Consider the following 22,517-nt stretch of genomic DNA (forward strand, 5'->3'; position numbering starts at 1 on the left):
GAGACGTCACTCGACGGTGACGCTCTTGGCGAGATTCCGCGGCTTGTCGATGGACCGACCGAGTCCCTTCGCGGTGTAGTACGACACCAACTGCAGTTGGACGTTCGCGAGGACTGCTGCGGCCGAGGAGTGTGTCTCGGGAATCTCTAGCACCTCGTCAGCGTACCGTTCTACGTCACTCCGGCCGTCGGTGATCGCCACGACCGGCGCGTCGCGGGCCTCGACTTCTTTGATGTTCCCGACGGTCTTGCGAGCCTTCTCGTCGTCACCGACGACGACCGCGAACACGGGCGTGTCCTCGGTCACCAGCGCCAGCGGGCCGTGCTTCAGTTCGCCCGCAGCGAAGCCCTCGGCGTGTTTGTAGGTGATCTCCTTCATTTTCAGCGCCCCTTCGAGCGCGACGGGGTGCTGGTGGCCCCGACCGATGAAGAAGTACGCTTCGGCGTCCTGATACGTCTGTGCGACCGCTCTGGCGGTCGAGGTGTCGAGTAGTTCTTGGACCTGTCCGGGCAGGTCACGGAGCGCGGCGATAGATTCGCGAGCGTCGGTGACCGGGGCGGTCCCGAGCGCCAGCAGATTCAGCGCGCCGAGCTGTGAGGCGAAGGTCTTGGATGCTGCGACGCCGATTTCTGGGCCGGCGCGGATGTACAGTGCGTGGTCACACTCGCGGGCGGCCGTCGAACCGACGGTGTTGGTCACTGCGAGCGTGCGCGCACCGCGGTGGCGCGCCTCCCGGAGGGCCGAGAGGGTGTCTGCGGTCTCGCCGCTCTGGGTGACACCGACGACGAGGGCGTCACCGATCGGCGGGGGCGAGGTCGCGTACTCGCTCGCGAGGAACGTCTGGGCTGGGATGCCGGCCCGCCGGAACAGCTGTGCGCCGTACAGTGCAGCGTGATAGGAGGTTCCGCAGGCGACGAACTGGACGCCGGTCGGCGAGAGATCACCGAGGTCCTCGATGTCCACAGTCCCGGAAAGTTCGTCGACGCGCCCGCGCAGGCACTGGCGCAGCGCGCGCGGTTGCTCGTGGATCTCCTTGAGCATGAAGTGGTCGTAGCCGCTCTTGCCGGTCTCTTCGGCGTCCCATGAGACAGTGTCGACTTCCTTCTCGACGGGATTGCCGTCGCCGTCGGTGACCGTCCACCCCTCGCTGTCGAGGCGTGCAAATTCGCCGTCGGCCAGATAGACTACCTTGTCCGTGTAGTCGCGGAAGGCGGGTACGTCGCTCGCGAGGTAGGTGGCGTCTCCGTCGACGCCAAGCACCAGCGGCGAGTCGTTGCGCGCGACGAAGACGGCGTCTGTGCCGGCGACGACGGTGGCGATGGCGAAACTGCCTTCGAGTCGGTCGACGGCCGCTCGCAGGGCGGCCATCGGGTCGGCACCCTCGGCCAGCGCCTCTTCGATCAGGTGCGGGACGACCTCGGTGTCAGTGTCGGACTGGAAGGTGTGGCCGGCGGCGACGAGTTCGTCGCGGATGGCCTGGTAGTTCTCGATGATGCCGTTGTGGACGACTGCGACATCGCCGGTGCAGTCCCGGTGTGGGTGGGCGTTCGCGTCGGTCGGCGGCCCGTGGGTCGACCAGCGGGTATGGCCGATGCCGACCGCGCCGTCGATGGTCGTCTCCGCCAGTTTCGCCCGGAGGTCGTCGATCTCGCCGGCGCGCTTCGCAACTGACACGTCGCCCCCATCGTCACCGAGCGCGACGCCAGCCGAGTCGTAGCCCCGATACTCCAGTTTCGAGAGACCGTGGACGAGTACGTCAAGCGTCTCGTCTTCGCGGCCGACACAGCCGATGATGCCACACATTATCGAACCACCTCCGACCCCTCTTCGATCTGGCCGAACGCGTGGACGCCCGCGTGGAGGGTCGCGGACGGACCGACCAGTGTACCCGGCGAGACCGAGACGTTCCCCCGCGTTCGCGCCCGGTCTGCGAACACCGCTCCCAGCGCCTGATCCTCGAACACGTCGGTCCCGACCTGTACGTCGGCCGGGCCGCCGGGGACGACTGTCTCGACGCCGAGTGCCACGTCCTGTCCGGTGATCGTATCGACCAGCGTCGCACCGGCGTCGACGCGGGTGTCGACGTCGAGGACGGTGTTCTGGACGGTCGCGTTCGCGCCGATGGTGACGTTGGCACCGAGGGCCGTGTTCGGGCCGAGGACGGCACCGGCGGCGATCTCACAGTCCGGGCCGACGACGACCGGGGCCTGCAGCGTGGCGTCCTCGTGGACGTGGGCGGAGTCAGCGACCCAGACACCCTCGTCGACACTCGTCTCCGTGACGCGCCCGCGTGCCAGCACCTCGCGTGCGACCGTCAGCAGGTCCCACGGGTAGGTCGCGTCGACCCACATTCCGTCGGTCTCGACCGCACGGACCCGGTCACGCTCGATCAGGCGGGCAATGGTGTCGGTCAGGGCCAGTTCGCCGTCGGCCCGCGGTGTCGCCTCGATCTCGTCGAAGATCGTCTCCGGGAAGGCGTAGATCCCACCGTTGATGAGGCGATACTCGTCGGTGTCTGGCTTCTCGACGATCGAGACGAGGTCACCATCGCGCAGGTCTACAGCGCCGTAAAAGCTGGCGTCACTGCGTTCGAGGACGGCCAGTGCCGGCGTCGTCGGGTCGCTCTCGAAGTGGTCGATCACCGACCTGACGGTCCGCGCGTCGATGAGGCGGTCGCCGTTGACGACCAGCACCGGCCCGCTGGCGTCCGAGCGGGCCTGCAACAGGGCGTGGCCGCTCCCCAGTTGCTTCTCCTGTGTCACGTACGTGAGCGTGACGCCACGATAGGACGGGCCGAAGTGATCCTGCACGCGGTCGCGTTTGTAGCCGACGACGACCGTGATCCGGTCGATGCCGGCCTCGATGAGTGCGTCGAAGACGTATTCGAGGATCGGCCGGTTCGCCGCGGGGAGCATGGGTTTGGGGCGATTACGCGTCAGCGGGCGCAGGCGGGTTCCTTCACCTGCCGCCAACACGACAGCTGTTCGAACGCTCATACCGTCTCCATGCAGTGGGGGTTTGAACGTTTTGTCCTTCCTACCAGTTCTCACAGAACTCTCGCTTGGGAGTAGGAGCCGTTTACTACCGGCCATTCGGCGAAATCCGACCGCTCGTCGCTCGTTTCCTGTGGTGCACTCGACAACGCCTCACTGCTCGCTAATGTTCTCCCCGGCCGTCCGTCGCCCTTTAGTCGTCAACTGGACCTCGGTGCGTTCGCGGACGACGCTGATCACGTCCAGTTCGATCAGTCGGTCGAATATCTCTTCGGTCTTTTCGACGTCGATCCCGACGAAGTTCGGGATGTCGAACGGCGAGACGCCCGAATGCAGCGCCATGATGACTCGCCGTTCGGTACTGGAGAGGTCCAGATCCGCCCGATTGCGTTCGGCGCTCTCTTCGAGCATCACCTGTAGCACCGTCGCGTGGAACTCCTCGCCGGCGAGGTGGGTCTCGACGCTGATGCCGTCGTCGGTGTGTTCGACCTCGATGACCGTTCGCTCCTGACCCGAGACGGTCTTGTCCTCGATCACGAGGTCGCCGATGTCGGCTCGCTCGATCGTGACCGCCTGCCCGTCTGCCAGTGCCAGCCGCAGTGTCTCGGCGGTGACTTTCATCCGTCCTTTCGTCCACTCCGCACTCTGGACGACACCACCTTCGACGGCTGGATGCTGGACGAGGATGATCTCGCCGTCGAGGGCAGCCCGGTACAGATCGGTCTCGAACTCCGCGTGTTCGCCCGCGGAGACGAGGACCACGTCCTCGCCGATGTGGAGCGCGACGTAGTCGGAGACGCTCGCACTCTGCTGGTTCACGTCGTAACGGTCGGCGATCCGGTCGACCGACTGGAGCGGGATCTGGCGCTTGTCGTCGGCGATCAGGATCAGTCGCTGGGTCGTCAGCACGATCCGACAGGCTGTCCAGGCGGCGTCGTTGAGTTCGCGTCCACCCTGGACTGCCTGTAGATACTGCCCGCGTGCGTCCGAGATTTTCTTCTCCGTGTCACTCATTTCAGATTCGAGGGGTTGCTACGCCCACGTTGCTCACTCTGGGGAATATAACTTCCGCCCCAATTTTTGTGCGCGAGATTGAGGACGGTCGCTGCCGTGTGTTCGGAAGGATCGTGTTCAGAGGAGAGGCCAGCGTCAATGAGACACCGAAAGGGCGAGCGGGGGCCGAACCCCCGGACGACGATTGCCGGAATCCATCCACGAGAACCGTCTGATACTGTCGGCTGTACGTCTGTGAAGAGTTTCGTGACCTCGGGTCGCGAATAACTTGAAACAGTTACAGCCGACAGTATGCGCACCTGCCGTCTCACTGCTCGTTCATGGCTTCACTCGCCATGTTTCGTCCCTGTGCGTTCAGGCTGACCTCAGTCCGGGTACGGACCTCGTCGACGGCCCCCGCCTCCAGTAGCTTCTGGTAGATTTCTTCGACTTCGTCGACGGGGATGCCGACGAAATCGGACATCTCGAACGGCGAGACACCCGAATACAGCGCCATCAGGACTTGCCCTTCCGTCTCGCTGAGTTCGTAGTCGCCCTCCCGTTCCTCGATGACGCGCTCGAACAGCGACTGGAGCGCCCGCGTGTGATGGTCCATCCCCGAGAAGTACGTCTCGACACTGCGGTCCTGTTCGTCCGTGTGCTCGACTTCGAGGACGGTCCGGGACTCGCCCATGACGGTCTGGTCGCTCGTATCGATCGTCCCGACGTCGTCGACCGCGAAACTCGTCTGGTCGCCGTCGGGAAACGCCAGACTGATCACCTCGTCGTCGAGGTGAAAGCGCGTCTTGCGCCACGTCGCCTCGTCCTGAATCACGCCTCCCACGACCGCGGGGTGTTTCGCGAGGATGACGGTGCCATGGAGCGTCGCGCGGCAGTACTCCAGTTGGAAATCGGAGACGTTTGCGGCGTCGAACAGAACGACGTTGTCGCCGATGCGAAGCGGCGTCGCGCCCGCGGGGTCGACTCCATCGGGCAACTCCTCGGGGTCGATCACCTCGATGTTGCTGTATGGTAGCGCCTGCTTGCCGCTGTTGTTGGCGAGCACGAGGCGCTTGCTGGTCAAGACGAGTCGACAGGAGCGCCACTGTGGCTCGTCGACCGGGGTGCCACCCCTGACGACGTACATGTAGTCTCCCGAGGTGTCGACCAGTTTCTGTTCGTCGCTGCTCATCGCGTCGTCTGTACGCGAAATTGTCGCTCTCCGGTATATAAGTTCTTCACGGCGCGTCGACTCAGACCAGCAAGAGACCGCCACCGACCAGCGCCAGCCCGCCAAAGCCGACACACACCGCCCAGAAGGGGACCCGCCGGACGAGGCGGACGAGCGCGTCGACGGTGAGATAGCCGACGACGGCACTGACTGCCAGAGCGACCACGGCTCCGGTCGTCGACACGGCCGGGATGCCGTCGGAGACGACGACGAGCGCGTTCGCCGCGAGGGCGGCCGGAATCGAGAGGAGGAACGACAGGCGTAGCGAGGTCTCGCCTTCGTGACCCCGAAGCAAGAGCGCGCTGACGGTCGTTCCCGACCGCGAGACGCCCGGCAGGATCGCCAGTCCCTGTAGTCCGCCGACGACGACGGCGTCGAGCCAGTCCGGTGTCTCGCGTTGTGCCAGTGAGACCCACGCGGCAAAGCGCTGGAGCAGCCCCGTCAGGACGAGCAGGCCCCCGATCAGCGCGATGAACGCGCCCCCAGTGAGGTCCGAGACGAGCGCATCGAGGAGCAAGAAGGCCGGCAGCCCGGTGATGCCAGTCGCCAGCGTCGCCAGTACCAGAAAGGAGAGGTCGGCAGTGTCTGCTTCGAACGCCGTCCCCGGCGTCCACCCGCGCAGCGACGTGAGGACCGTCGTAACCTCGTCCCGGTAGTACGCGAGCGCCGACAGTGCCGTGCCGGCGTGGACGAACAGTGCCAGTCGGGTGGCGACGGCCGGCGACGCCCCGGTCAGCGCGGTGACGACGACCGCGACGGTCCCTTCACTGGAGACGGGGAGCCATTCGAGGACTCCCTGCACGACCCCGACGACCGCCGCGACGATGGCGTCCGCGACCATACTCCTCTCCTGTTGCGCGAATCAATAACTCGTTTCATCCGCGCCGGCCGTGGCGCCTGCGACATCCGCCTTCGCTTCCGCGACCGCGGGCTTTTTCGCCATCGGTTCCTAAGCGAGGAGTATGTCAGCCCTTCGTGAGGCTCTGGGGGACCTACCGGCCTCGGTGTTCGCCGACGTACTCGAATCGGACGACGCCTATCTGCTGGTCGTTGACCTACCCGGTGTCACCGCCGACACGCTCGATGTCAGTGTCGACGGCGGGACGCTGGTGATCGAGGCCCAGCGTGAGAAAGACGTGGGCTACGACTTTCGCTACGTCGACGAAGACCGATCGCTCTTTCTCGACGCCGAACTGCCCCTGCCACCGGATGCGACGGGACAGGGGGCCGAGGGGACGATCGAAAAGGGGGTCTTCGAACTTCGGCTTCCAAAGGCCAGTGCGACGAGCGCGACGACGATCCCGGTCGAGGATGCCTGATCACGGGGTGGCCGGCCGGTGAATCTCCGCGCCTACTGGCGGTTCGTCGTCGTCGTTCGTCACTTCCTGCCCCTGGGGCTGTCCTACGCCCGTGACCGCAATCGATTCCTCCTGTTCGGGCGCTCCCGACAGGTCACGGCCCAGCAGCGTCGCAACCGCGCCCGGCGCTTGCTCGACTCGCTGTTGACGCTCGGGCCAACGTTCATCAAACTCGGGCAACTGTTATCGACTCGGCCCGACATCCTCCCGCCGGAGTACATCGACGAGTTCGCGCAGTTACAGGACCGCGTCCCGCCCGCACCGTGGGACGAGGCCCGAACCGTCCTCGAAGCGGAACTCGGACCCATAGACGAGGCGTTCGCCGAGTTCGAAGAAGACGCGATCAGCGGGGCCAGTCTCGGGCAGGTCTATCGGGCCGAGGTCGACGGCGACGCCGTCGCCGTGAAGATCCGTCGGCCCGGCATCGAGGACCTCGTCGAGGCCGACCTCCGGGCGATCCGCTGGACGCTGCCGATCTTGATGTACTTCGTCGCCGATAGCCGGTCGTTCTCTCTGGAGACGCTCGCCGACGAATTCTCCAAGACGATCAGAGAGGAGATGGATTACGGCCGCGAGGCCGAGATGCTCACGGAGATTCGAGGCAACTTCGCCGACGACGACGCGATCAGGATTCCGGGCGTCGTCGAGACCCACTCGACCAGTCGCGTCCTGACGATGGAGTACGTCCCGGGGACGAAGATCAACGACATCGAGGAACTCGACGAGCTATCGATCGACCGGACGGAACTGGCCGAGACGCTCCAGCGCAGTTACCTCCAGATGATCATCGACGACGGCGTCTTCCACGCCGATCCCCACCCCGGAAACCTCGCCGTGCAGTCCGACGGGACGCTCGTGTTCTACGACTTCGGGATGTCCGGTCGGGTCGACCCGTTCGTCCAGGACCGGATCGTCGACTTCTACGCCGCCGTCGCCGCACAGGACATCGACGCGATCCTGGACGCGTTGATCGAGATGGGGACGCTTAGCCCGGAGGCCGACCGGCAGGTGATGGGCGACGTGATGGAACTGGCGATCGCCGACGCCCGTGGTGAAGACATCGAACAGTACCGCGTCCAGCAGATCGTCCAGCAGGTCGAGGACACTATCTACGAGTTTCCGCTGCGACTGCCTGCGAATCTCGCCCTAGTCTTGCGCGTCGCGACGGTGGTCGAAGGCGTCTGTGTCACGCTCGACCCGGACTTCGATTTCATCTCGGTCGCGACCGACTACCTCCGGCAGGAGGGCCACATCACCGCCGGGGTGAAACAGTACGTCGAGGACCGTGGCAACGAAGTCAGGCAGGCCGCCGAGTCGATGGTTCGAGTCCCGCCGAAACTGGAGTCGGCGCTCGACCGGATCGAACGCGAGGACTTCCACGTCCGGGCGGACATCGAGGATTCGGGCGGTGTTCTCGAACGGATGACACGCCGGCTGATCCTCGGGATGATCCTCGCCAGCGGGACCATCTCGACGGCGTTGCTGTACGCCCAGTCGACGCTGGTCGCGACGGCCGTCGCGGGCGTCGGCACGCTCGCCGTGGCCGGCCTGACGTACTTCTCCTTTCGCCGGTCGAAGGGGATTCGCGCGAAACCACAGTTCACCCGCCAGAGCATGCGCCAAAACGATGCTTCGAGCAGCGACGCTGGCTACGCGAGCGCGTATGGAACCGACGAAGACGGGTAGCCGACTCGAACTACCCGAGAAGGAGTTTCAGCCAGCGATTGTTCTGTACGATGTCCGTTTCTTCGATGATCGCGTCGAGTCCGAGGATGCGACCGGCACCGACGGCACCCAGGCCGAACAGGAGCAGGGCGTAGACGAGGTGGTCGTCGACCACCCAGCCGTGGGCGACCGGGAGTCCCTGCAAGAGTCCGCCGGTGAGACTCGCCAGCCAGAAAAACAGCATCATCACTGCTCCCCAGAAGGCGTTCCAGCGGACCAGCGCGCCGAGGATGAGTCCGAGACCGGTCAGTGTCAGACCCCACATGACGAGGCTGTCGATCACGGGACTCCCGGCGAACGACCCCCACAGGCCCATCAGGGGATTACCTTCGGGGATCGCGTGGTTGAGGAACCCCGCGGCGGTCCAGTTGTTCGCCGGGTCGCCATCGAGGTAGGTGATGAGTTTCGTCACACCGCCCTGAAACAGCGTCCAGCCCATCACGACACGCAGCGACACCAGCGCGTACCCGACCCAGTTTTCCGAATAGGTAAAACTCGTTTCTCTGCCGAACAGTTCGGTCTGAAGCTCTCTCGTGGACATTGGTAACGTGCCTCATCGATAATGACAATGGGGGATGCCATAAAACTACGCTCAGACCCCACATACTGTGGGTGTGGCTGTCCGCACGTGGATTCGATCGGAAATCCGCTGGCGTCGGTCCGACCGTGGTGACGGCCGATTCCAAACCGTTTATACCCGCACATGGATAATCCCGCCGTATGCCACGACAGCAGACCGAAGTTCGCGAACTCGACGAAGGCAGCTACGTGATGATGGAAGAGACGCCGTGTAAGATCACGTCCTACAGCACGGCCAAGCCGGGCAAGCACGGCAGTGCCAAGGCCCGTATCGACGGCAAGGGTGTCTTCGACGGCAAGAAGCGCTCGCTCTCTCAGCCCGTCGACGCCAAGATCTGGGTCCCGATCATCCAGCGAAAGCAGGGTCAGGTCGTCTCGGTCACCGGCGACGACGCACAGGTCATGGACCTCGAAACGTACGACACTTTCACGATGCGCATTCCCGAGGACGAGGACCTCAACCCCGACGACGAGATCGAGTACCTCGAATACGAGGAACAGCGCAAGATCGTCTAGGATGTTTCCCGGCGCGGTCTCTGCGCCCGACGCGGCCGACTACGTCGTCGTCGGCGCTCCACTGGACGCTTCGACGACGTTCGAACCGGGCACGCGGTTCGGGCCGGATCGCGTTCGCCACTACGCCGAGTCGTTCGAAGACTACGACCACCGAACGGAACGTCGTTTCACCGATCTATCCGTGGCCGATCACGGGAACGTCGGCCCGACTGACGACGTGGACTCCTATCTGACCTTTCTCGAAGGCACGATCGGGGACTACGCCGACGACGGCGTGACGCCACTGCTGATCGGCGGCGAACACACCGTCTCGATCGCCGGCGTCCGCGCCATCGATCCCGACGTGTTCTGCTGTCTCGACGCGCATCTGGACCTGCGCGAGGACTATGCCGGCAATCCACTGAGCCACGCGACCGTCACACGTCATGCCCTCGATATGGCCGACCGTGCGGTCGTCCTCGGCGCGCGCAGCGGCTGTGAAGCCGAGTGGGTGCGAGCGACCGAGACGGACGTGACCGTCGTCGAACCCGACGCCGTCGCCGACTGGAAACCGGACTTCGAGAACGAGCGCGTCTACTGCTCGGTCGACATCGACGCCGCCGACCCGGGCTTTGCACCCGGCACGGGAACGAAAGAGCCGTTCGGTCTCACGCCCCGGGAGATGCACCGGGTGGTCCGGGCGGTCGCACCACACAGCGCCGGCTTCGACATCGTCGAGGTCAACGACCGCGACGACGGGCAGGCCGCGGTACTGGGGGCGAAACTGCTGCGGTCGTTCGTGTTCGCCCACGCCACCCACGACGGGTCAGCCACCGAAAACGAGTGATACGGATTATTGGAGCGATTTACCGTGATCGTCGCCACGGAGTAGACGATCACCGGTAAGCAACTACAATAAACCGTCTGAGACGGAGAGTGTAGTCACCCCTGAATGGGTGTGTGAATATCAGATCGGGCCACTGTGTTTAAGCGTGCGGCCATCACAGGCATCTGCATGGAACAGTTGTCTTCCTGCTACTTCTGTGGATCGGCCCTCGACACACAGATCGACCCCTATCAAGTGATCCCACCGCAACTGGAACCGACGAGCGACCAGCAGCGCGCGGTCTCGCTGTGTCCGACCTGTCGCCAGAAACTCGCCCACGTCGTCGAGACCGTGGTCGAGGCGACCGACGCGACGACCGGCACGACCGTCGACGACGTGCCCGCCGTCGATCCGAAAGGCGACCTTCTCTCGGACGGGACGACGGGTGCCACAACTGAGACGGCCGCCACAGCGACGGACTCGAACGCAGGCGACGACAGAGCCGACGGCGACGATGAGGACGCAGGCGACGACGGGACCGCAACCGAGACGAACGCGGCTCGGTCGGGCACTCCGTCGGCCGACGACAGCGACGGGGGCACAGTCGAAGCTGCCACGGACGAGTCGGGCCACGACACAGCACAGCACCGAGACACCGAGGCCCGAACGCCGTCCACTCCTGCCCCCACGGACGATACGTCGATCGCCGACGTACAGGACATGTCGGGGCCACAGGACAGCGTCGGCACTGGCGACCGGACGGAATCACGCACGGATTCGTCACGGACCCCACAGTCGAGCGGAACCGAGTCGGCCGACACTGAGCCCCCAGCCAGCACCGAGGCGAACCCCACAGCCACGGACCGGACCGACACGGCCGCGGCGACGGCCGACGAAACCGAAGCGGACGACACAACAGCCGACGAGACCGAGGCGAACGACGGACCGACACTCACCGCACTAGAGTACAACAAAGTGATGCGCCTCCTCCAGAACAGAGAGTTCCCGGTCGAACGCGCCGAGATTCAGGGCATCGCGACCAACGCCTATCAGATCAGCCAGCGGGAGTTCGACGCGATCATCGACGCCGCCATCGAGCGCGGTCTGCTGGACGAAGAGGGCGGCCAGCTTGTCAGCGCCGGCGATTGACATCCTCCCCGCGCTAAAGCGCGAGGATTCCTCCGTTGGGGTTCGGCTACCGACCCACGGAGGCAACTTGCGGGTTTGTGCGCACTTCTTTGGGACTTTCGTGAGGGTGTGGTTTCCCCGACCAGTCGTGGTCGTCCCACTCGAATCGCACGGGCCGTGCCATCGGCCTGACTTCCGTATCGCTGTTTTCCCGAAGGAACGTCTCTGACGCCGTGAGGTCGGCGTGCCCCTCGAAGCCACATGGACAGGTCAGCGTATCCTCGTGGCGAACCGTCTCCTCGTGGTCGCCACACTCGGGGCACGTCTGACTCGTCCACGCTTCCGAATCGGCTTCGAGAGAGATACCGTACTCCTCACAGACACACGCGAGACGGTGGATGAACTTCTTGAACGCCCAGAAGTTGTGCGTCTTCTCGTTCACCCTGACCGACCAGTGCATTTCCAGCACGTCGGTCAAGTCGCCCACGTACACCGTCGCCACGCCCTCGTCGTACAGCCGTTCAACGAGGTCACGTACCAGCGCGTTCTGTGCGTGGTCACGGCGCTTCGTCCGCTGTCGGTACAGCCGTCGAATCCGCTTGGAACTGTAGCGTCCCTCTCGAAGTTTTGACTGTAGGCGGGCGATTTCGTCAGTCGTCTCGCGGAACCGTCCGAACAACTCGCGTCCATCGTAGAGGTACTGGTTCCCAGTAGTCGTGGAACAGGCGACGAGATTGTTTGCGCCAACGTCGAGGGCGGCTTCTTCCGAAGCCAGTGGTGAATCCAGTCGAGAATCAGGGACGGTGACTGGTTGAAAAGCCCTGAACGTGTCGCTAACCTCGTCGTACTCCAGTTCCAGACGACCCTGTTTGCCATCCCACTTCGGGTTGCCTCGGACTTCGAGGCGGAGTCGTTCGTGGTATCCGAGTCCGTATTCGTCTTTCAGTTCTTGTCCGACAGGGATTTCGAGACGGCTACGTTTGTCCCACTCAATCGTGTACTGGTTGCATCGGATGTAGGTGCGGAGTTCGCGTCCGTCTTCCTCGTTGCCCCAGTACGACGGTGGGTTGGCGTACTCGCCTTTCTCCTTGAGGGCGAAGAACGACCGCCACGCTTCGCTGTTCTTGCGCGTGACCTGTTGGACAGTCGCGCTTCCGACGACACCGTTGTACTGTCCACGGTACTCGGAGGTGTCCCATACGTCGCCGTCACCGAAGTAGTTCTGACGACGTTCGTAGGTCAGTTCGTTCCACAGGGAGGCAGAGGCGTCGAGTAGCCGTAGAAGACACTCTTTGTCGTTCTCGATCTGTGGAACCACCTCGAAGGTGTTGACGCGCTTCATTCGTCGCCACCTTCCTGTTCAGCGATGTACTGTTCAACAGCGCCCTTTGAGGCACTACCCGCCGTACCGACGTAGTACGAACGAGTCCACTTCACGCGGTCGTCGTAGCGTTGGTTGTACTTGCGGGCGGAGATACCCTTGACCCAGTTGACGATGAGTGACGGGGCGTTCTTGGGTGGACTCCCGATGAACAGGTGTACGTGGTCGGGCATGACCTCGCACTCGGCTAGTTCGAGGCCTTTGTCCTCACAGATTTCCGCGAAGATGGTTTCGAGACGTTCCTTCGTCTTCCCCGTCAGGTGCGAACGCCGATACTGAGCGGAACCCTGTTCCGCGAGGTCAGCGGGACCTTTGGTCCCGCCCGATTTCGGCACGAACACTATGTGGTAGTAGAGTTCGTATTTCGCGTGACGGGTACTCTTTACCATCTATGCATACTGTCACGGTCGGACGGGTTAAAGATTGCGTTGGAACCCCATCTAGACCATCGACGGCGGTTGAATACTATTGGTCGGCTTCATCCCCGTCCTCGAAAAGCGGAGCTTTTCGGTTGCAGCGAGAGCTTCGCTCTCGCCATGCCCCTGAAGGGCGAGGCTTTCGCCTCGAATTTTCCGTAAACCCACCGAGCCGTTTCGCTACTCCACGCGCTGGACGTAGCTCACCTGCTTCTCGACGAAATCGTTGTCCTCGTAGAACCGCCGTGCATCCTCGTTGTGCCACTCACACGAGACCGTCACGTAGTCCGCTCCCCGTTGGCGAGCGATGGCTTTCACGCGGTCGATGGCCTCGCTGCCGTACCCCTCGCTCCGGTGGCCCTCCTCGACGTACAGGTCGACGAGACGGACGTAGCTGTCGTGGGTTCGCGAGGGATGTTCGCCGTCGCGCAAAAGGAGAAAGCCCACTTCGGTGGCGTCGGCGACGAGCAGGAAGAGCGTGGCCGATTCGTCGTCGAAGATGGACTCGAAGCCGGACTCGGCGTCGGCAGGCCCGTCGTGGGCCAACTCGTTCAGCTCAGAGTACGGTTCCATCTCCTCGGCCAGTCGGTACCAGTACTCGGCGAGCGTCTCGATGTCGGCTTCGGTCGCCTCGACGAGTTCCATACCGGTCTCATTCGTGGGGTGGCCTTCGTTCTTGCCCCAGCTTGTCACATCCTGCCACACGCCCGTTGGACCGAAGGCATACGGCGGGGGCCGTCGAAGCGGGCGTATGGACTTACAGACTCTCACCGAGCGCCTCGACGAGCGACTGGACACGGCGGCCTACGCCGACATAGACGCCAGCCCGAACGGGATTCAGGTCGGTCCCGAGATGGGCGACATCGAGCACGTCGCGGTCGCCGTCGACGCCGCCGAAGCGACGGTCGAGGCGGCTGTCGACGCCGGTGCGGACATGCTCCTGACACACCACGGTATCGTCTGGGGCGGGATGGAACGCCTCACCGGCACGCACTACCGACGGATGGCCCCGCTGGTCGAACACGAGATTCCACTGTACGTCTCCCATCTCCCGCTGGACGGCCAGCAAGAACTGGGCAACGCCGCGGGCCTTGCGGACGTGCTCGGTCTCGACGACCGCAACCCGTTCGGCGAGGTCGGGCCGGAGTACATCGGCCAGCGCGGCCGTGTCCCCGACGGGTACACCGCCGACGAACTGCAGACATTGCTGGCCGACGAACTCGATACTGCCGGCCAGCCCGTGCAGACGCTCGACTTCGGCCCAGACCGGATCGAGGACATCGCCATCGTCACCGGCAGCGGCGTCGACTGGATCGACGAAGCCGTCACGAAAGACGTCGACGCGCTCGTCACGGGTGAGGGGAAACAGAAAGCCTACCACGAGGCCCGCGAGGCCGGACTGACGGTCGTACTGGCGGGCCACTACGCGACCGAAACCTTCGGCGTCCGGGCGCTGGCTGACCTGCTCGAAGAGTGGGGACTGGCGACGACGTACGTCGACCACCCGACCGGGCTGTAGCCACCGTTCTAAGGCGAGTAACCACACGCTTCAAGCCACTCCCGCGTCCAGTGTGCCTCGATGGACGCGCCGGTGACTTTCGATGCCATCGCCGACCACGACGACCTCGTCGAGTGGTCGCGGGCCTACTGCAAGCACGCCCGTCGCGAGTGGCTGCTGGACGTGCGTTTAGACCTCGTCGAGTGGGCGGTGTCGACGCGCGCACGTCGGCGCGCCGCCGCGGTCAAACGCCCGCTGCTGGACAACGCTACCGTCGGCGAGCCACTCGACTGGGACACCGTCCCCGGATCGGACGGCCGCCCGCTCCCCTGCACGCTGTCGCTCACGTGGGACGCTGTCTGTGAATTCACTCGCGAGGAATGGACCGCAACGCTGCGCCACGAACTGATCCACATCGAACAGTACCAACACTCCGGCACGACCGACCACGGCGCGGCCTTCGAGCGACGCGCTCGGGAGGTCGATACCGAGGTCCACTGCCGCCAGTTCGCCGACGCTCGGTGGACGTTTTCGTGTGTGGAGTGTGGAACTGTGGTGGCGCGCCGGTATCGTGACTGTCCGTTCGTCCACGAGTACGAGCAGTATCGGTCCGACTGCTGTGGGGCCGGACTGAGGAAAGAAACGGGTACGAAATGAAAACGGGTGTCACTGGTCTCGCCACAAATACCACTACTTATCCGGTTTCCTGAATCCGTGGTTGAGAAGTTGATACTACTGGTCGATGACTTTCGGGGGGGTCGAGCGAGGGCTTTAATCCTCGCGGTCGTGTCTGCTATCATGCTTCCGTGCCTTGCTCACGGGAGCCACCGCGGGCCGGTGTTGCAGCACCGGGTCCGCGTTCTCCGAACTGTTGCAGCAGTCCGGGTGACCTCCGTACCGTATTGTTGTATTATACTCTATTAATAGTTTTCAAAGATACAATGGGCAACATCCTTCGGCTTCTCTGGTGGGTTTTATAGGCGAAACACGCCATTGACGTTGTAATGGCTGGACGGAAACCCGACGTGACTGACAACGAGATCGTCACGGTTCTACGCGATACATCTGAGCATATTCTATCTACGTACGAGGTCGCAGAACAGCTACCGATCAAGGAGAAGGCTACAATTCGGCGTCTCAAGGAGCTTCGCAATGAAGGCCGTATCAACGGGAAGCAAGCCGGACGTAGCTGGGTGTGGTGGGTTTCAGAAGATAGCGACTAACTACGCACTCCCATCGAGAACTCGGTCGCCGTCAGCACATCGAGGACTCGTTTGACGGACACTTGATATAGTATCTGTTTTCGCCTACTCTTTAAATAAACATCTTGCTGGTAGACAACTCAGCTATCGTCTGAATCAGCAGATGGGAAATTGAAAAAGCTATTTTGGGATTTTAGATCCTCTATGATTTCATTCTTAGAGACACTTGCAACGAAACTTCCACCAGTGAAGTGACCTCGATCGAATACTTCTCTTAATGTCCATTCACCGGAGTCAGGTCGACCACCGTAGCCGATCGACATTCCTGCTGGGGAATGTGTGTCCTTCAATTCAGCCATCATTTCCTCTATTTCTTCAGATTGGTCTAAGTTCAGATTTAATGTTCCGATTATTCTAACAAATACTTCATCAGTCACACCACGATAAGCAAGCGAAAGCTGTAAGCTAATCTGTGTTACCCCTATCTCATCCAAGGTTTGAACAGTATCTTCTACTGTATTACCTCTCCAAGATGTCTGCTCATCCTTTGGGTCATCTGCCTGCATAAAACGAGGTGAACAAATATACGTGGCCTTGGAATCTACCTCAAGAATCTCTCCCTCTACCATGGGATTTCTACCAATATCTTTAGGTTTTGGAGTTCTCAGTGGTTGTGGTTGAGGACGAAAACTCACTATTTCATCGTCCTTCTTGATCTTGTTTGATTCTGATAACATAACTACATCATCTTCTATATTTACCTTCCCATGTACCACGATGTGAATGTCCTCGGCAAGATCTTTTCCTACATTTTTAAGAGTAAGAGCTAATCTGTCATCGTCAGTCAGTTGTATCTCGCTAATCGACAATTTCGGCTGGTACTCTAACTGCATCAAATCCTCTTGTTTCCTCATTATCTCGGACTGTTCATCTTGGATAGCACTCAAGTCACGATATACAGCGATAAGAATGAAACTAAGAAGGGTTGATGCAAAAATGCTAGTTGCAAGCAGCCGAAATCGGATTGCAATCTCGATTATATATTTTTGAAATATATAAAAAGACAATATTAGTGATGCTGCACCAACACCTCTAGTGAGGATCCAGATTACTCTCCAAGAGTCACCTTCTTGCCAGCTCTTTGGATAAATACGCTCCTCAAACCAAAACATGGTACAGCTTTGTTCATTGTCAACTATCAATCTACTCCTGTAGATTGGTTCATATTCAAAGCCGTACACACAGTGATATTATCAACCCCATACATCAACAATCGGCGGATCCTTTTCTCGATCTACTATCGGCACGTCGTCACTGTCGTCGGTGCAGTCCTCGACGGCTTCGAGGTCCTGCTGACCGTCGCCCAGCTCGTCGCTGGGGAGGTTCCAGTACGCATACGCACCGATGTAGTCGACGACACAGCGGAACGTGGCTTCCTCAGGCAGCGTCGAACGCACCTGTGGCTGTTCCACGTCCGAGATCGCCCGTTCTACGGCGGCTTCGAGATCGTCGAGGTCGTCCCACTGCCGACGCGCGAGGTCGTCGCGGATCTGGCTCTCGCTCGCAGCCTGTACTGAATCGAGCGAACACCAGCGGACGGCTTCACGTACGTCGGGGTCCTGCGTGTGGTCGTTCGGGTCGATCCCTTCCGTGATCGACTCCGAGCAGGACCAGAACCGTCGGTTCGTCGCCCAGTACAGCGCGAGTTTCCACGTCGCCGCTTTGTCGGCGTACGACTCCCGGTCGTCGTCGGACGCCTCGAAGGACTCCGTGGCGTCGAGCAGCGAGCCGAACGTCGCGCTCAGGTACTTCCCGAGGTACGCGCCGGCCGTCGATTCCATCTCGTGGCCGTCGTCGCCGAACTCGATCAACTCGTGCGACCGGGTACGCTCACGTACCCAGTCTTCGCCGTGATCGTGGTCGCCGAAGCGGTACCAGTCGACGAAGCCCTCGTTGCTCTGGAACTCCGGTTCCAAGTCGTCGAGGTCGTCGCGGTACGTCAGCGGGTACACGTCGACGATCTCGCCCTGTCCATAGTCGGCCCACTTCGCGGCGATCTCCGGCTTGTCGCACAGCCACGGCAGGCCATCGGATACTCGCTCTGGTACGTCGAAAAACAGCACGTGCAGATGAGGATAGCCCTTCTCGGTGAACTCCAACGCCTTGATGTAGTCCGGTCGCTCTCGCGGTCGCCCGGTCACGTCATCGTCGAGGTCGGGCCGCCAGCCGGGGACAGCGGGGTCGCGGGTGTCGTCTTTCGTCGACGGGTCGGAGTCGAAATACGACAGCAACCGATTGAAGTTCTCGTTGATCGTGTCGATCCCGTCGAGCAGGGACGCTTGGCGCTTCGGGTCAGTCGTCAGCGTCACCAGCACGGCGTTGTCGGCGGTCTCGTATCCATATTCCAGTGCATCGTTGAAACGCGCGAACTGCTTCGAGACGCGGCCCTGGTCGTTGAAGCGGGTCTTGTAGTCCTTCGTCATCCGCCGGTTTGTCTCGCCGCCGGTACGACCCACGAAGTGAACGTCGAACAGCAGGCGGTAGTCTTTGATCCTGTTGAGGTAGGATGTAAAACCGTCCTTCAGCAACTCCCGCAGGTCATCGTCTACAGAATCGACGCGAGAGAGGTAGTTACGCAGAAATTCGCGGTCGTACGTCAGGCCCTCTGTCTGTGCTGTTTGAGTAATGCCTTCTGTAATCAAGTCAAGAAGCCGCAGGGTGGGTGTCACCATCAGAACGCCTGACGACTCGGTTTTGCGCACGTACGGGTCATCAGGGGCTACGAGGTCGTCGACGAACCGATACGCGAACTGGTAGTCGGGATCGGAGCCGTCGACGCGCTCGCACGCCTCTGGCGACACTCCTTTCACCGCATACGAAACGACGTGAGACAACGGCGTACCCTCTGGCTTGGCGGCTATGAACTTCGCAATGCGTACGCGGTCTTCGTCGCGTTGGGTCAGCGTCCCGTCGAGCAGCTGGCCGTGGCCGAGGAGATCGCGCTCTTCGAGGAGGTCTGCCAGTGCGGGAGTGTTACATCTGTCCGCGAGGTCGAGACCGCCGAGATGGCCCGGAGGCTCGACCCGGCTTTTCATCTGTTCGACCCCGTGGCAGTAGAAACAGCGTTGGTCGGACAGACGAACGCGATAACGATCCCCCTCCCCCTGCGGGGTCGGGGTAGACGCTCGGGCTTCCGGGTCGACCCGCGAGGGGTCGCTGCCGGCTGGTCGAGCAGGTGCGGGCCACGATTGGCGCTCGTGGCCCGGTCCGGGCTGCTCGCTTCGCTGCGCTGCCGGGCGGACCAGCTCTCCCGCGCCCTCGCTTTCGGTGGTCGGTGGCGGCTGGCACGGACCTGTAGCTGGTGGGTCGAGTCGACCCCCGTGAAGGGGGCCGACTCTCCCTGTACGCCCTGGTCCGGGGTCGGGCCGTCGCCACTCGACTGGCTGGGCCGGTGGGTGGGGCGGCTATCGCTGGCGGTTCGTTCGCTGTCCGTCCTCCCGTGCATCGTCGGACAGCGGAGTCACCGCCGCTCGTCGAGATCGTCGACGCTATGCCGGTCGAGCGTCGGCACGACGAAGCAGTGCCGACACTCTCTGGCCCGAGCGTACACCGACTCGATCCTGTTGATGCAGTTGTCCCGGCAGATGACGCAGCAGTAGGCTGTGTACTTGCTCCAGTCGGTGCGCTCATCGTCCTCTGCGTGGGGGACGTTCGGCCTGTGTTCCTCGGGAAGGTTCTCGGCCGTCGCACCGCGTCGTGACGCCGGCTTCGGGCCGTCCCGTTCCTCTACCGTCTCGTCGGCTTCAGCGGACCGCTCAGCGTCACTCATCGGCACCACCTCGGTCGAGGTCGTCGACGAGCTGGCTCGCCGGAACGAACGCGCAGGGTGGATACGGCCACCGCTGGCGACGGAGAATTTCGACGATGAAACGGAGCTTCTTGACAGCCTCCGTAGGGGTCTGTCTGCTATTTAAAGAGCGACTTAGTTCCAGACGTACTGTTTCAGGAACTTGGACGCTCGCACAGCTCAGACTACTACGATGGGCATCTGTGAAAACGGAAAGTGGGACCGCCGAGATTCGAACTCAGGTCCTACCGACCCCATCGGCAGAGGATACCGCTACCCCACGGTCCCGCATTCAGGGAGAGGAGGGTCCCCTAATTAAGGGCTACGCTTCGGAGTCGGGAGTGACGTTGTGATCCTCAGACCAGCACGCGTTCCAGTTCTACGACGACCCCGCTGTCGGCGTCGGGATCGCCCACCAGCCGGCCCAGACACACCGCAGCGCCGTCGGGCGTGATACAGCACACGTCGCCACCTTGTTCGGTGTCGGTCTCGATCACGCCGGGGGCGTAGACGGGCGCGCCGGTGGCGACTTCTTGGGCGGCGCTGGGTGCGATCGTCACGGTCGGGTAGCCACCGAGGGCGCGCTCGGCGGGGTCGACGACCGCCCGGAGCGGGGCGTCGTCATCGTGGTCGGCCCACGCGGCGAGTGCGTCGACGAGGTCCTCCATCGTCACGAGATCGCCGTCGTCGAAGTCGCCGGTCATCGTCCGGCGCAGTTCGCCCATGTGTGCGCCCGTCCCAAGCGCGAGGCCGATGTCGTGACAGAGTTTGCGGATGTAGGTACCAGAGTCACAGCGCACGCGCAGGAGTGCGCGCCGGTCCTGTCGCTCCAGTACGTCGAGGTCGTGGATCGTGCGGGCGCGCAGGCGGCGGGCGACGGCGCTCTTGCGCGGCGGTTTCTGGTAGATATCGCCTTCGAACGCCGCGACGACGGTCTCGAAGTCCGGTGGTGCGTGGTCGTGGAGTTCGAGGATGGTGACGTACTCCTTGACGGCATCGTCGAAGACCCGAGCAGCGCGGGCGGCGTCACCGAGCAGGATTGGGAGACAGCCGGTCACCTTCGGGTCGAGGGTGCCGCCGTGGGCGACCCGGCCGAGTTCGCGGTCGACGCCGGCCCGGGAGAAGGCATCGTCGACGGCGTCGCGGACCCAGCCCGCGACCTGGTGGGCCGACGGGCCGGGCGGTTTGTCGAGGTTGACGACGCCGAAGGGAAGCAGGTCGGCCGGTGCGCGTTGCTCGGGTGGGCCACGCAGCATCTTAGAACTCGTAGGCGACGCCGGCGGTTGGGGCTTTCCCCTCGTCGCCGTCGGGGTCGTAGGCGTCGACGGCGCTGGTGATCAGATCGAGGACGCCGGCTTCGTCCCAGCGGGCGGTGTTGACCGCCAGATCGTAGATCGAGCGGTCCTCGATGTCGATGCCGTAGTACTCGCGATAACGCAGCGCTTCGCTCTCGGCGCGGGCTTGCGTCTCCTCGCGTGCCTCGGCGACGGCCTTGTCCTCGCGGTCGGCGATCCGGGTGGCACGCACGTCCAGTGGCGCGTCGAGCCAGAGTTTGAGGTCGGCGTAGTCGCCGGCCATCCAGCCGGCGAGCCGTGATTCGAGGACGAGGTCGTCCTCGTCACGCGCCGTCGAACGCAGGCGGCGGTCGAGATCGCGGTCGATCTGGTCGTCGGTCTCTGCGAGCTGGTTCAGTTCGACCAGCGATACGTCGCGTTCTTCGGCCAGCGAGCGGAAGATGTCGCCGCCGCTGACGTGGTCGTATCCGAGCGCGTCGGCGAGGCTCTGGGCAAGTGTGCTCTTGCCGCTGCCGGCCGGGCCGGAGACGGTGATCAACATGTCTCAACTGGTGAGGGCGTGAATAAAGAGGTTGTCTGTTTCCGGCCGGCCAGAGACCGGTCCGTCCGGTCTATCCGGTCGGGGACGTCTGGACGTTCAGCGCTTTCCGCAGGAGCTGGCTGAAGCCAAGCGAACACAGGAAGTACCAGACGATCCAGGCCGGCATCGGTCCGATGCCGCCGGCCTGCCAGTCACTGACCGGTCCCGTAAGCGGCATGACCATCACGGTCTCGGCGGCCTCGATGTGGCCGTCGCGGATCATCCAGTACATCCAGAGGAAGGCGGGGATGGTCAGGAGCATGATCCAGACCATCGGCCGGAACTGGGCCTTGAACATGCCGAGCTGGTCGCCCATGGCCTCCATCTGCTCTTGCTGGATGCGTTCGAGTGCTTCGTCGTCGCCACGTTCCTTGGCGGCCTCGCGGCGTTCTTGCAGGTCCTGCATCTTCGCCTGTGCTTGCCCCATCACTTCCGAGTCCATCAGATTGTCCTGCAGGAGCGTCGACCACAGGCCAGTGAGGATCGCCAGCACGAGGATGACGATGTAAAACGGCAGGATGTCGTTGAGCGGGCCGAGGACGATATCGAGGGTCGAGCCGACGACGTTTCGAACGTCCTGCTGTGCGTAGCCGACGAAGAAGACGAGCGTGACGAGGGCTGCTCCCTTGTCGTAGCTCGTCCAGTTGATCTCTGCGCCGTCGTCATCGTCGTCGCTGGCGGTGCTGGCGCTGGCGACGGCGTCTGGATCGGTCTCGTCGAGCGCGTCGCGGACGCCGTCGGGGTCGTCGAGGACGAACGCGCCGTCGGCGTCGACGAGCAGCCCCTTCTCGATGAGACGACCCCACTGGCCGCTCGTGAGGTCGTCGCTCACGTCGGCCCACGAGATAGTCCCCTGCTCCTCGGCGACGGCGAGGACGGTCGCGAGTGCATCGGTCATGTCCTCGCCTTCGCTGGCGAGTGACTCTACCTTCTGCGCTGTGCGTGCCATTCTTGTTGTAGTGTAGCGCCG

The 22,517-nt window shown here is 62.8% G+C and carries 22 protein-coding genes and 1 tRNA gene; 7 read left to right on the forward strand and 16 right to left on the reverse strand.

Translation table 11 applies throughout. From position 1 onward, the window contains the following. Nucleotides 1-6: 6 nt before the first annotated feature. The 5 genes from glmS to AC5FRW_RS15910 all read right to left on the reverse strand — a co-directional run bounded on the left by glmS (nucleotide 7) and on the right by AC5FRW_RS15910 (nucleotide 6,058). Nucleotides 7-1,803 (reverse strand): glutamine--fructose-6-phosphate transaminase (isomerizing), encoded by a 1,797-nt coding sequence (gene glmS, locus AC5FRW_RS15890; protein ID WP_493569442.1) that lies wholly within the window; start codon nucleotides 1,801-1,803, stop codon nucleotides 7-9. Continuing rightward, entirely contained in the window at nucleotides 1,803-2,996 is a 1,194-nt protein-coding gene (locus AC5FRW_RS15895) for a sugar phosphate nucleotidyltransferase (protein ID WP_493569443.1), read from the reverse strand. Before AC5FRW_RS15895 ends, glmS begins: the two co-directional genes overlap by 1 nt. A 150-nt stretch (nucleotides 2,997-3,146) precedes the next feature. Beyond that, nucleotides 3,147-4,007 carry a CheF family chemotaxis protein gene (locus AC5FRW_RS15900; protein ID WP_493569444.1) on the reverse strand — a complete coding sequence of 287 codons (861 nt, stop codon included), beginning with the start codon at nucleotides 4,005-4,007 and terminating at the stop codon, nucleotides 3,147-3,149. A 307-nt stretch (nucleotides 4,008-4,314) separates the two neighbouring features. Beyond that, on the reverse strand, nucleotides 4,315-5,178 hold the full coding sequence (locus AC5FRW_RS15905) for a CheF family chemotaxis protein (protein WP_493569445.1): 864 nt from the start codon (nucleotides 5,176-5,178) through the stop codon (nucleotides 4,315-4,317). A gap of 61 nt (nucleotides 5,179-5,239) precedes the next feature. Then, nucleotides 5,240-6,058 carry an undecaprenyl-diphosphate phosphatase gene (locus AC5FRW_RS15910; protein ID WP_493569446.1) on the reverse strand — a complete coding sequence of 273 codons (819 nt, stop codon included), beginning with the start codon at nucleotides 6,056-6,058 and terminating at the stop codon, nucleotides 5,240-5,242. 121 nt (nucleotides 6,059-6,179) lie between these two features. On the opposite strand from AC5FRW_RS15910, the gene AC5FRW_RS15915 reads away from it, so the two are divergent. Both AC5FRW_RS15915 and AC5FRW_RS15920 read left to right on the forward strand, forming a co-directional pair. Further along, nucleotides 6,180-6,536, forward strand: coding sequence for an Hsp20/alpha crystallin family protein (locus tag AC5FRW_RS15915; RefSeq protein WP_493569447.1), 357 nt, complete (start codon nucleotides 6,180-6,182; stop codon nucleotides 6,534-6,536). An 18-nt stretch (nucleotides 6,537-6,554) separates the two neighbouring features. Next, complete coding sequence (locus AC5FRW_RS15920; protein ID WP_493569448.1) at nucleotides 6,555-8,261, forward strand: ABC1 kinase family protein; 1,707 nt, start codon at nucleotides 6,555-6,557, stop codon at nucleotides 8,259-8,261. Nucleotides 8,262-8,271: 10 nt separating this feature from the next. Here AC5FRW_RS15920 and AC5FRW_RS15925 read toward each other — a convergent pair whose 3' ends face one another. Next, nucleotides 8,272-8,841, reverse strand: coding sequence for a DoxX family membrane protein (locus AC5FRW_RS15925; protein WP_493569449.1), 570 nt, complete (start codon nucleotides 8,839-8,841; stop codon nucleotides 8,272-8,274). Nucleotides 8,842-9,020: 179 nt separating this feature from the next. Here AC5FRW_RS15925 and AC5FRW_RS15930 point away from each other — a divergent pair, with 179 nt between their 5' ends. From AC5FRW_RS15930 to AC5FRW_RS15940, 3 genes are all read left to right on the forward strand, one after another. Further along, on the forward strand, nucleotides 9,021-9,395 hold the full coding sequence (locus tag AC5FRW_RS15930) for a translation initiation factor IF-5A (protein WP_493569450.1): 375 nt from the start codon (nucleotides 9,021-9,023) through the stop codon (nucleotides 9,393-9,395). Nucleotide 9,396: 1 nt separating this feature from the next. Continuing rightward, nucleotides 9,397-10,221, forward strand: coding sequence for an arginase family protein (locus tag AC5FRW_RS15935; protein WP_493569451.1), 825 nt, complete (start codon nucleotides 9,397-9,399; stop codon nucleotides 10,219-10,221). 168 nt (nucleotides 10,222-10,389) lie between these two features. Next, the gene (locus tag AC5FRW_RS15940) at nucleotides 10,390-11,349 is read left to right on the forward strand and encodes a DUF8528 domain-containing protein (protein ID WP_493569452.1); all 960 of its coding nucleotides are present in this window, start codon (nucleotides 10,390-10,392) and stop codon (nucleotides 11,347-11,349) included. A 46-nt stretch (nucleotides 11,350-11,395) separates the two neighbouring features. Here AC5FRW_RS15940 and AC5FRW_RS15945 read toward each other — a convergent pair whose 3' ends face one another. The 3 genes from AC5FRW_RS15945 to AC5FRW_RS15955 all read right to left on the reverse strand — a co-directional run bounded on the left by AC5FRW_RS15945 (nucleotide 11,396) and on the right by AC5FRW_RS15955 (nucleotide 13,770). Further along, nucleotides 11,396-12,670: an RNA-guided endonuclease InsQ/TnpB family protein gene (locus AC5FRW_RS15945; RefSeq protein ID WP_493569453.1), complete on the reverse strand. Its 1,275-nt coding sequence runs from the start codon at nucleotides 12,668-12,670 to the stop codon at nucleotides 11,396-11,398. Further along, a complete protein-coding gene (gene tnpA, locus AC5FRW_RS15950; RefSeq protein WP_493569454.1) occupies nucleotides 12,667-13,098 on the reverse strand; it encodes an IS200/IS605 family transposase in 432 nt (143 codons plus the stop codon). The genes AC5FRW_RS15945 and tnpA overlap by 4 nt, the downstream gene beginning before the upstream one ends. Before the next feature lie 207 nt (nucleotides 13,099-13,305). After that, nucleotides 13,306-13,770 (reverse strand): GNAT family N-acetyltransferase, encoded by a 465-nt coding sequence (locus AC5FRW_RS15955; RefSeq protein WP_493569455.1) that lies wholly within the window; start codon nucleotides 13,768-13,770, stop codon nucleotides 13,306-13,308. Nucleotides 13,771-13,876: 106 nt separating this feature from the next. On the opposite strand from AC5FRW_RS15955, the gene AC5FRW_RS15960 reads away from it, so the two are divergent. Then, on the forward strand, nucleotides 13,877-14,644 hold the full coding sequence (locus AC5FRW_RS15960; protein WP_493569456.1) for a Nif3-like dinuclear metal center hexameric protein: 768 nt from the start codon (nucleotides 13,877-13,879) through the stop codon (nucleotides 14,642-14,644). A gap of 60 nt (nucleotides 14,645-14,704) precedes the next feature. Beyond that, nucleotides 14,705-15,280 carry a transcription elongation protein SprT gene (locus tag AC5FRW_RS15965; RefSeq protein WP_493569457.1) on the forward strand — a complete coding sequence of 192 codons (576 nt, stop codon included), beginning with the start codon at nucleotides 14,705-14,707 and terminating at the stop codon, nucleotides 15,278-15,280. A 685-nt stretch (nucleotides 15,281-15,965) separates the two neighbouring features. Here the strand turns inward: AC5FRW_RS15965 and AC5FRW_RS15970 are convergent. From AC5FRW_RS15970 to AC5FRW_RS16000, 7 genes are all read right to left on the reverse strand, one after another. Continuing rightward, nucleotides 15,966-17,066 (reverse strand): hypothetical protein, encoded by a 1,101-nt coding sequence (locus AC5FRW_RS15970; protein WP_493569458.1) that lies wholly within the window; start codon nucleotides 17,064-17,066, stop codon nucleotides 15,966-15,968. A gap of 12 nt (nucleotides 17,067-17,078) precedes the next feature. Further along, nucleotides 17,079-18,920: a DUF8148 domain-containing protein gene (locus AC5FRW_RS15975; protein WP_493569459.1), complete on the reverse strand. Its 1,842-nt coding sequence runs from the start codon at nucleotides 18,918-18,920 to the stop codon at nucleotides 17,079-17,081. 425 nt (nucleotides 18,921-19,345) lie between these two features. Next, nucleotides 19,346-19,654, reverse strand: coding sequence for a hypothetical protein (locus AC5FRW_RS15980; protein ID WP_493569460.1), 309 nt, complete (start codon nucleotides 19,652-19,654; stop codon nucleotides 19,346-19,348). A gap of 235 nt (nucleotides 19,655-19,889) precedes the next feature. Further along, a tRNA-Pro gene (locus tag AC5FRW_RS15985) sits at nucleotides 19,890-19,960 on the reverse strand. 68 nt (nucleotides 19,961-20,028) lie between these two features. Next, nucleotides 20,029-20,928: an RNA-guided pseudouridylation complex pseudouridine synthase subunit Cbf5 gene (locus AC5FRW_RS15990; RefSeq protein ID WP_493569461.1), complete on the reverse strand. Its 900-nt coding sequence runs from the start codon at nucleotides 20,926-20,928 to the stop codon at nucleotides 20,029-20,031. 1 nt (nucleotide 20,929) lies between these two features. After that, a complete protein-coding gene (gene cmk, locus AC5FRW_RS15995) occupies nucleotides 20,930-21,508 on the reverse strand; it encodes a (d)CMP kinase (RefSeq protein WP_493569462.1) in 579 nt (192 codons plus the stop codon). 70 nt (nucleotides 21,509-21,578) lie between these two features. Continuing rightward, a complete protein-coding gene (locus tag AC5FRW_RS16000; protein WP_493569463.1) occupies nucleotides 21,579-22,496 on the reverse strand; it encodes a DUF106 domain-containing protein in 918 nt (305 codons plus the stop codon). Between the last annotated feature and the right edge of the window lie 21 nt (nucleotides 22,497-22,517).

It is taken from the genome of Halomicrobium sp. HArcht3-1 (assembly GCF_058933345.1).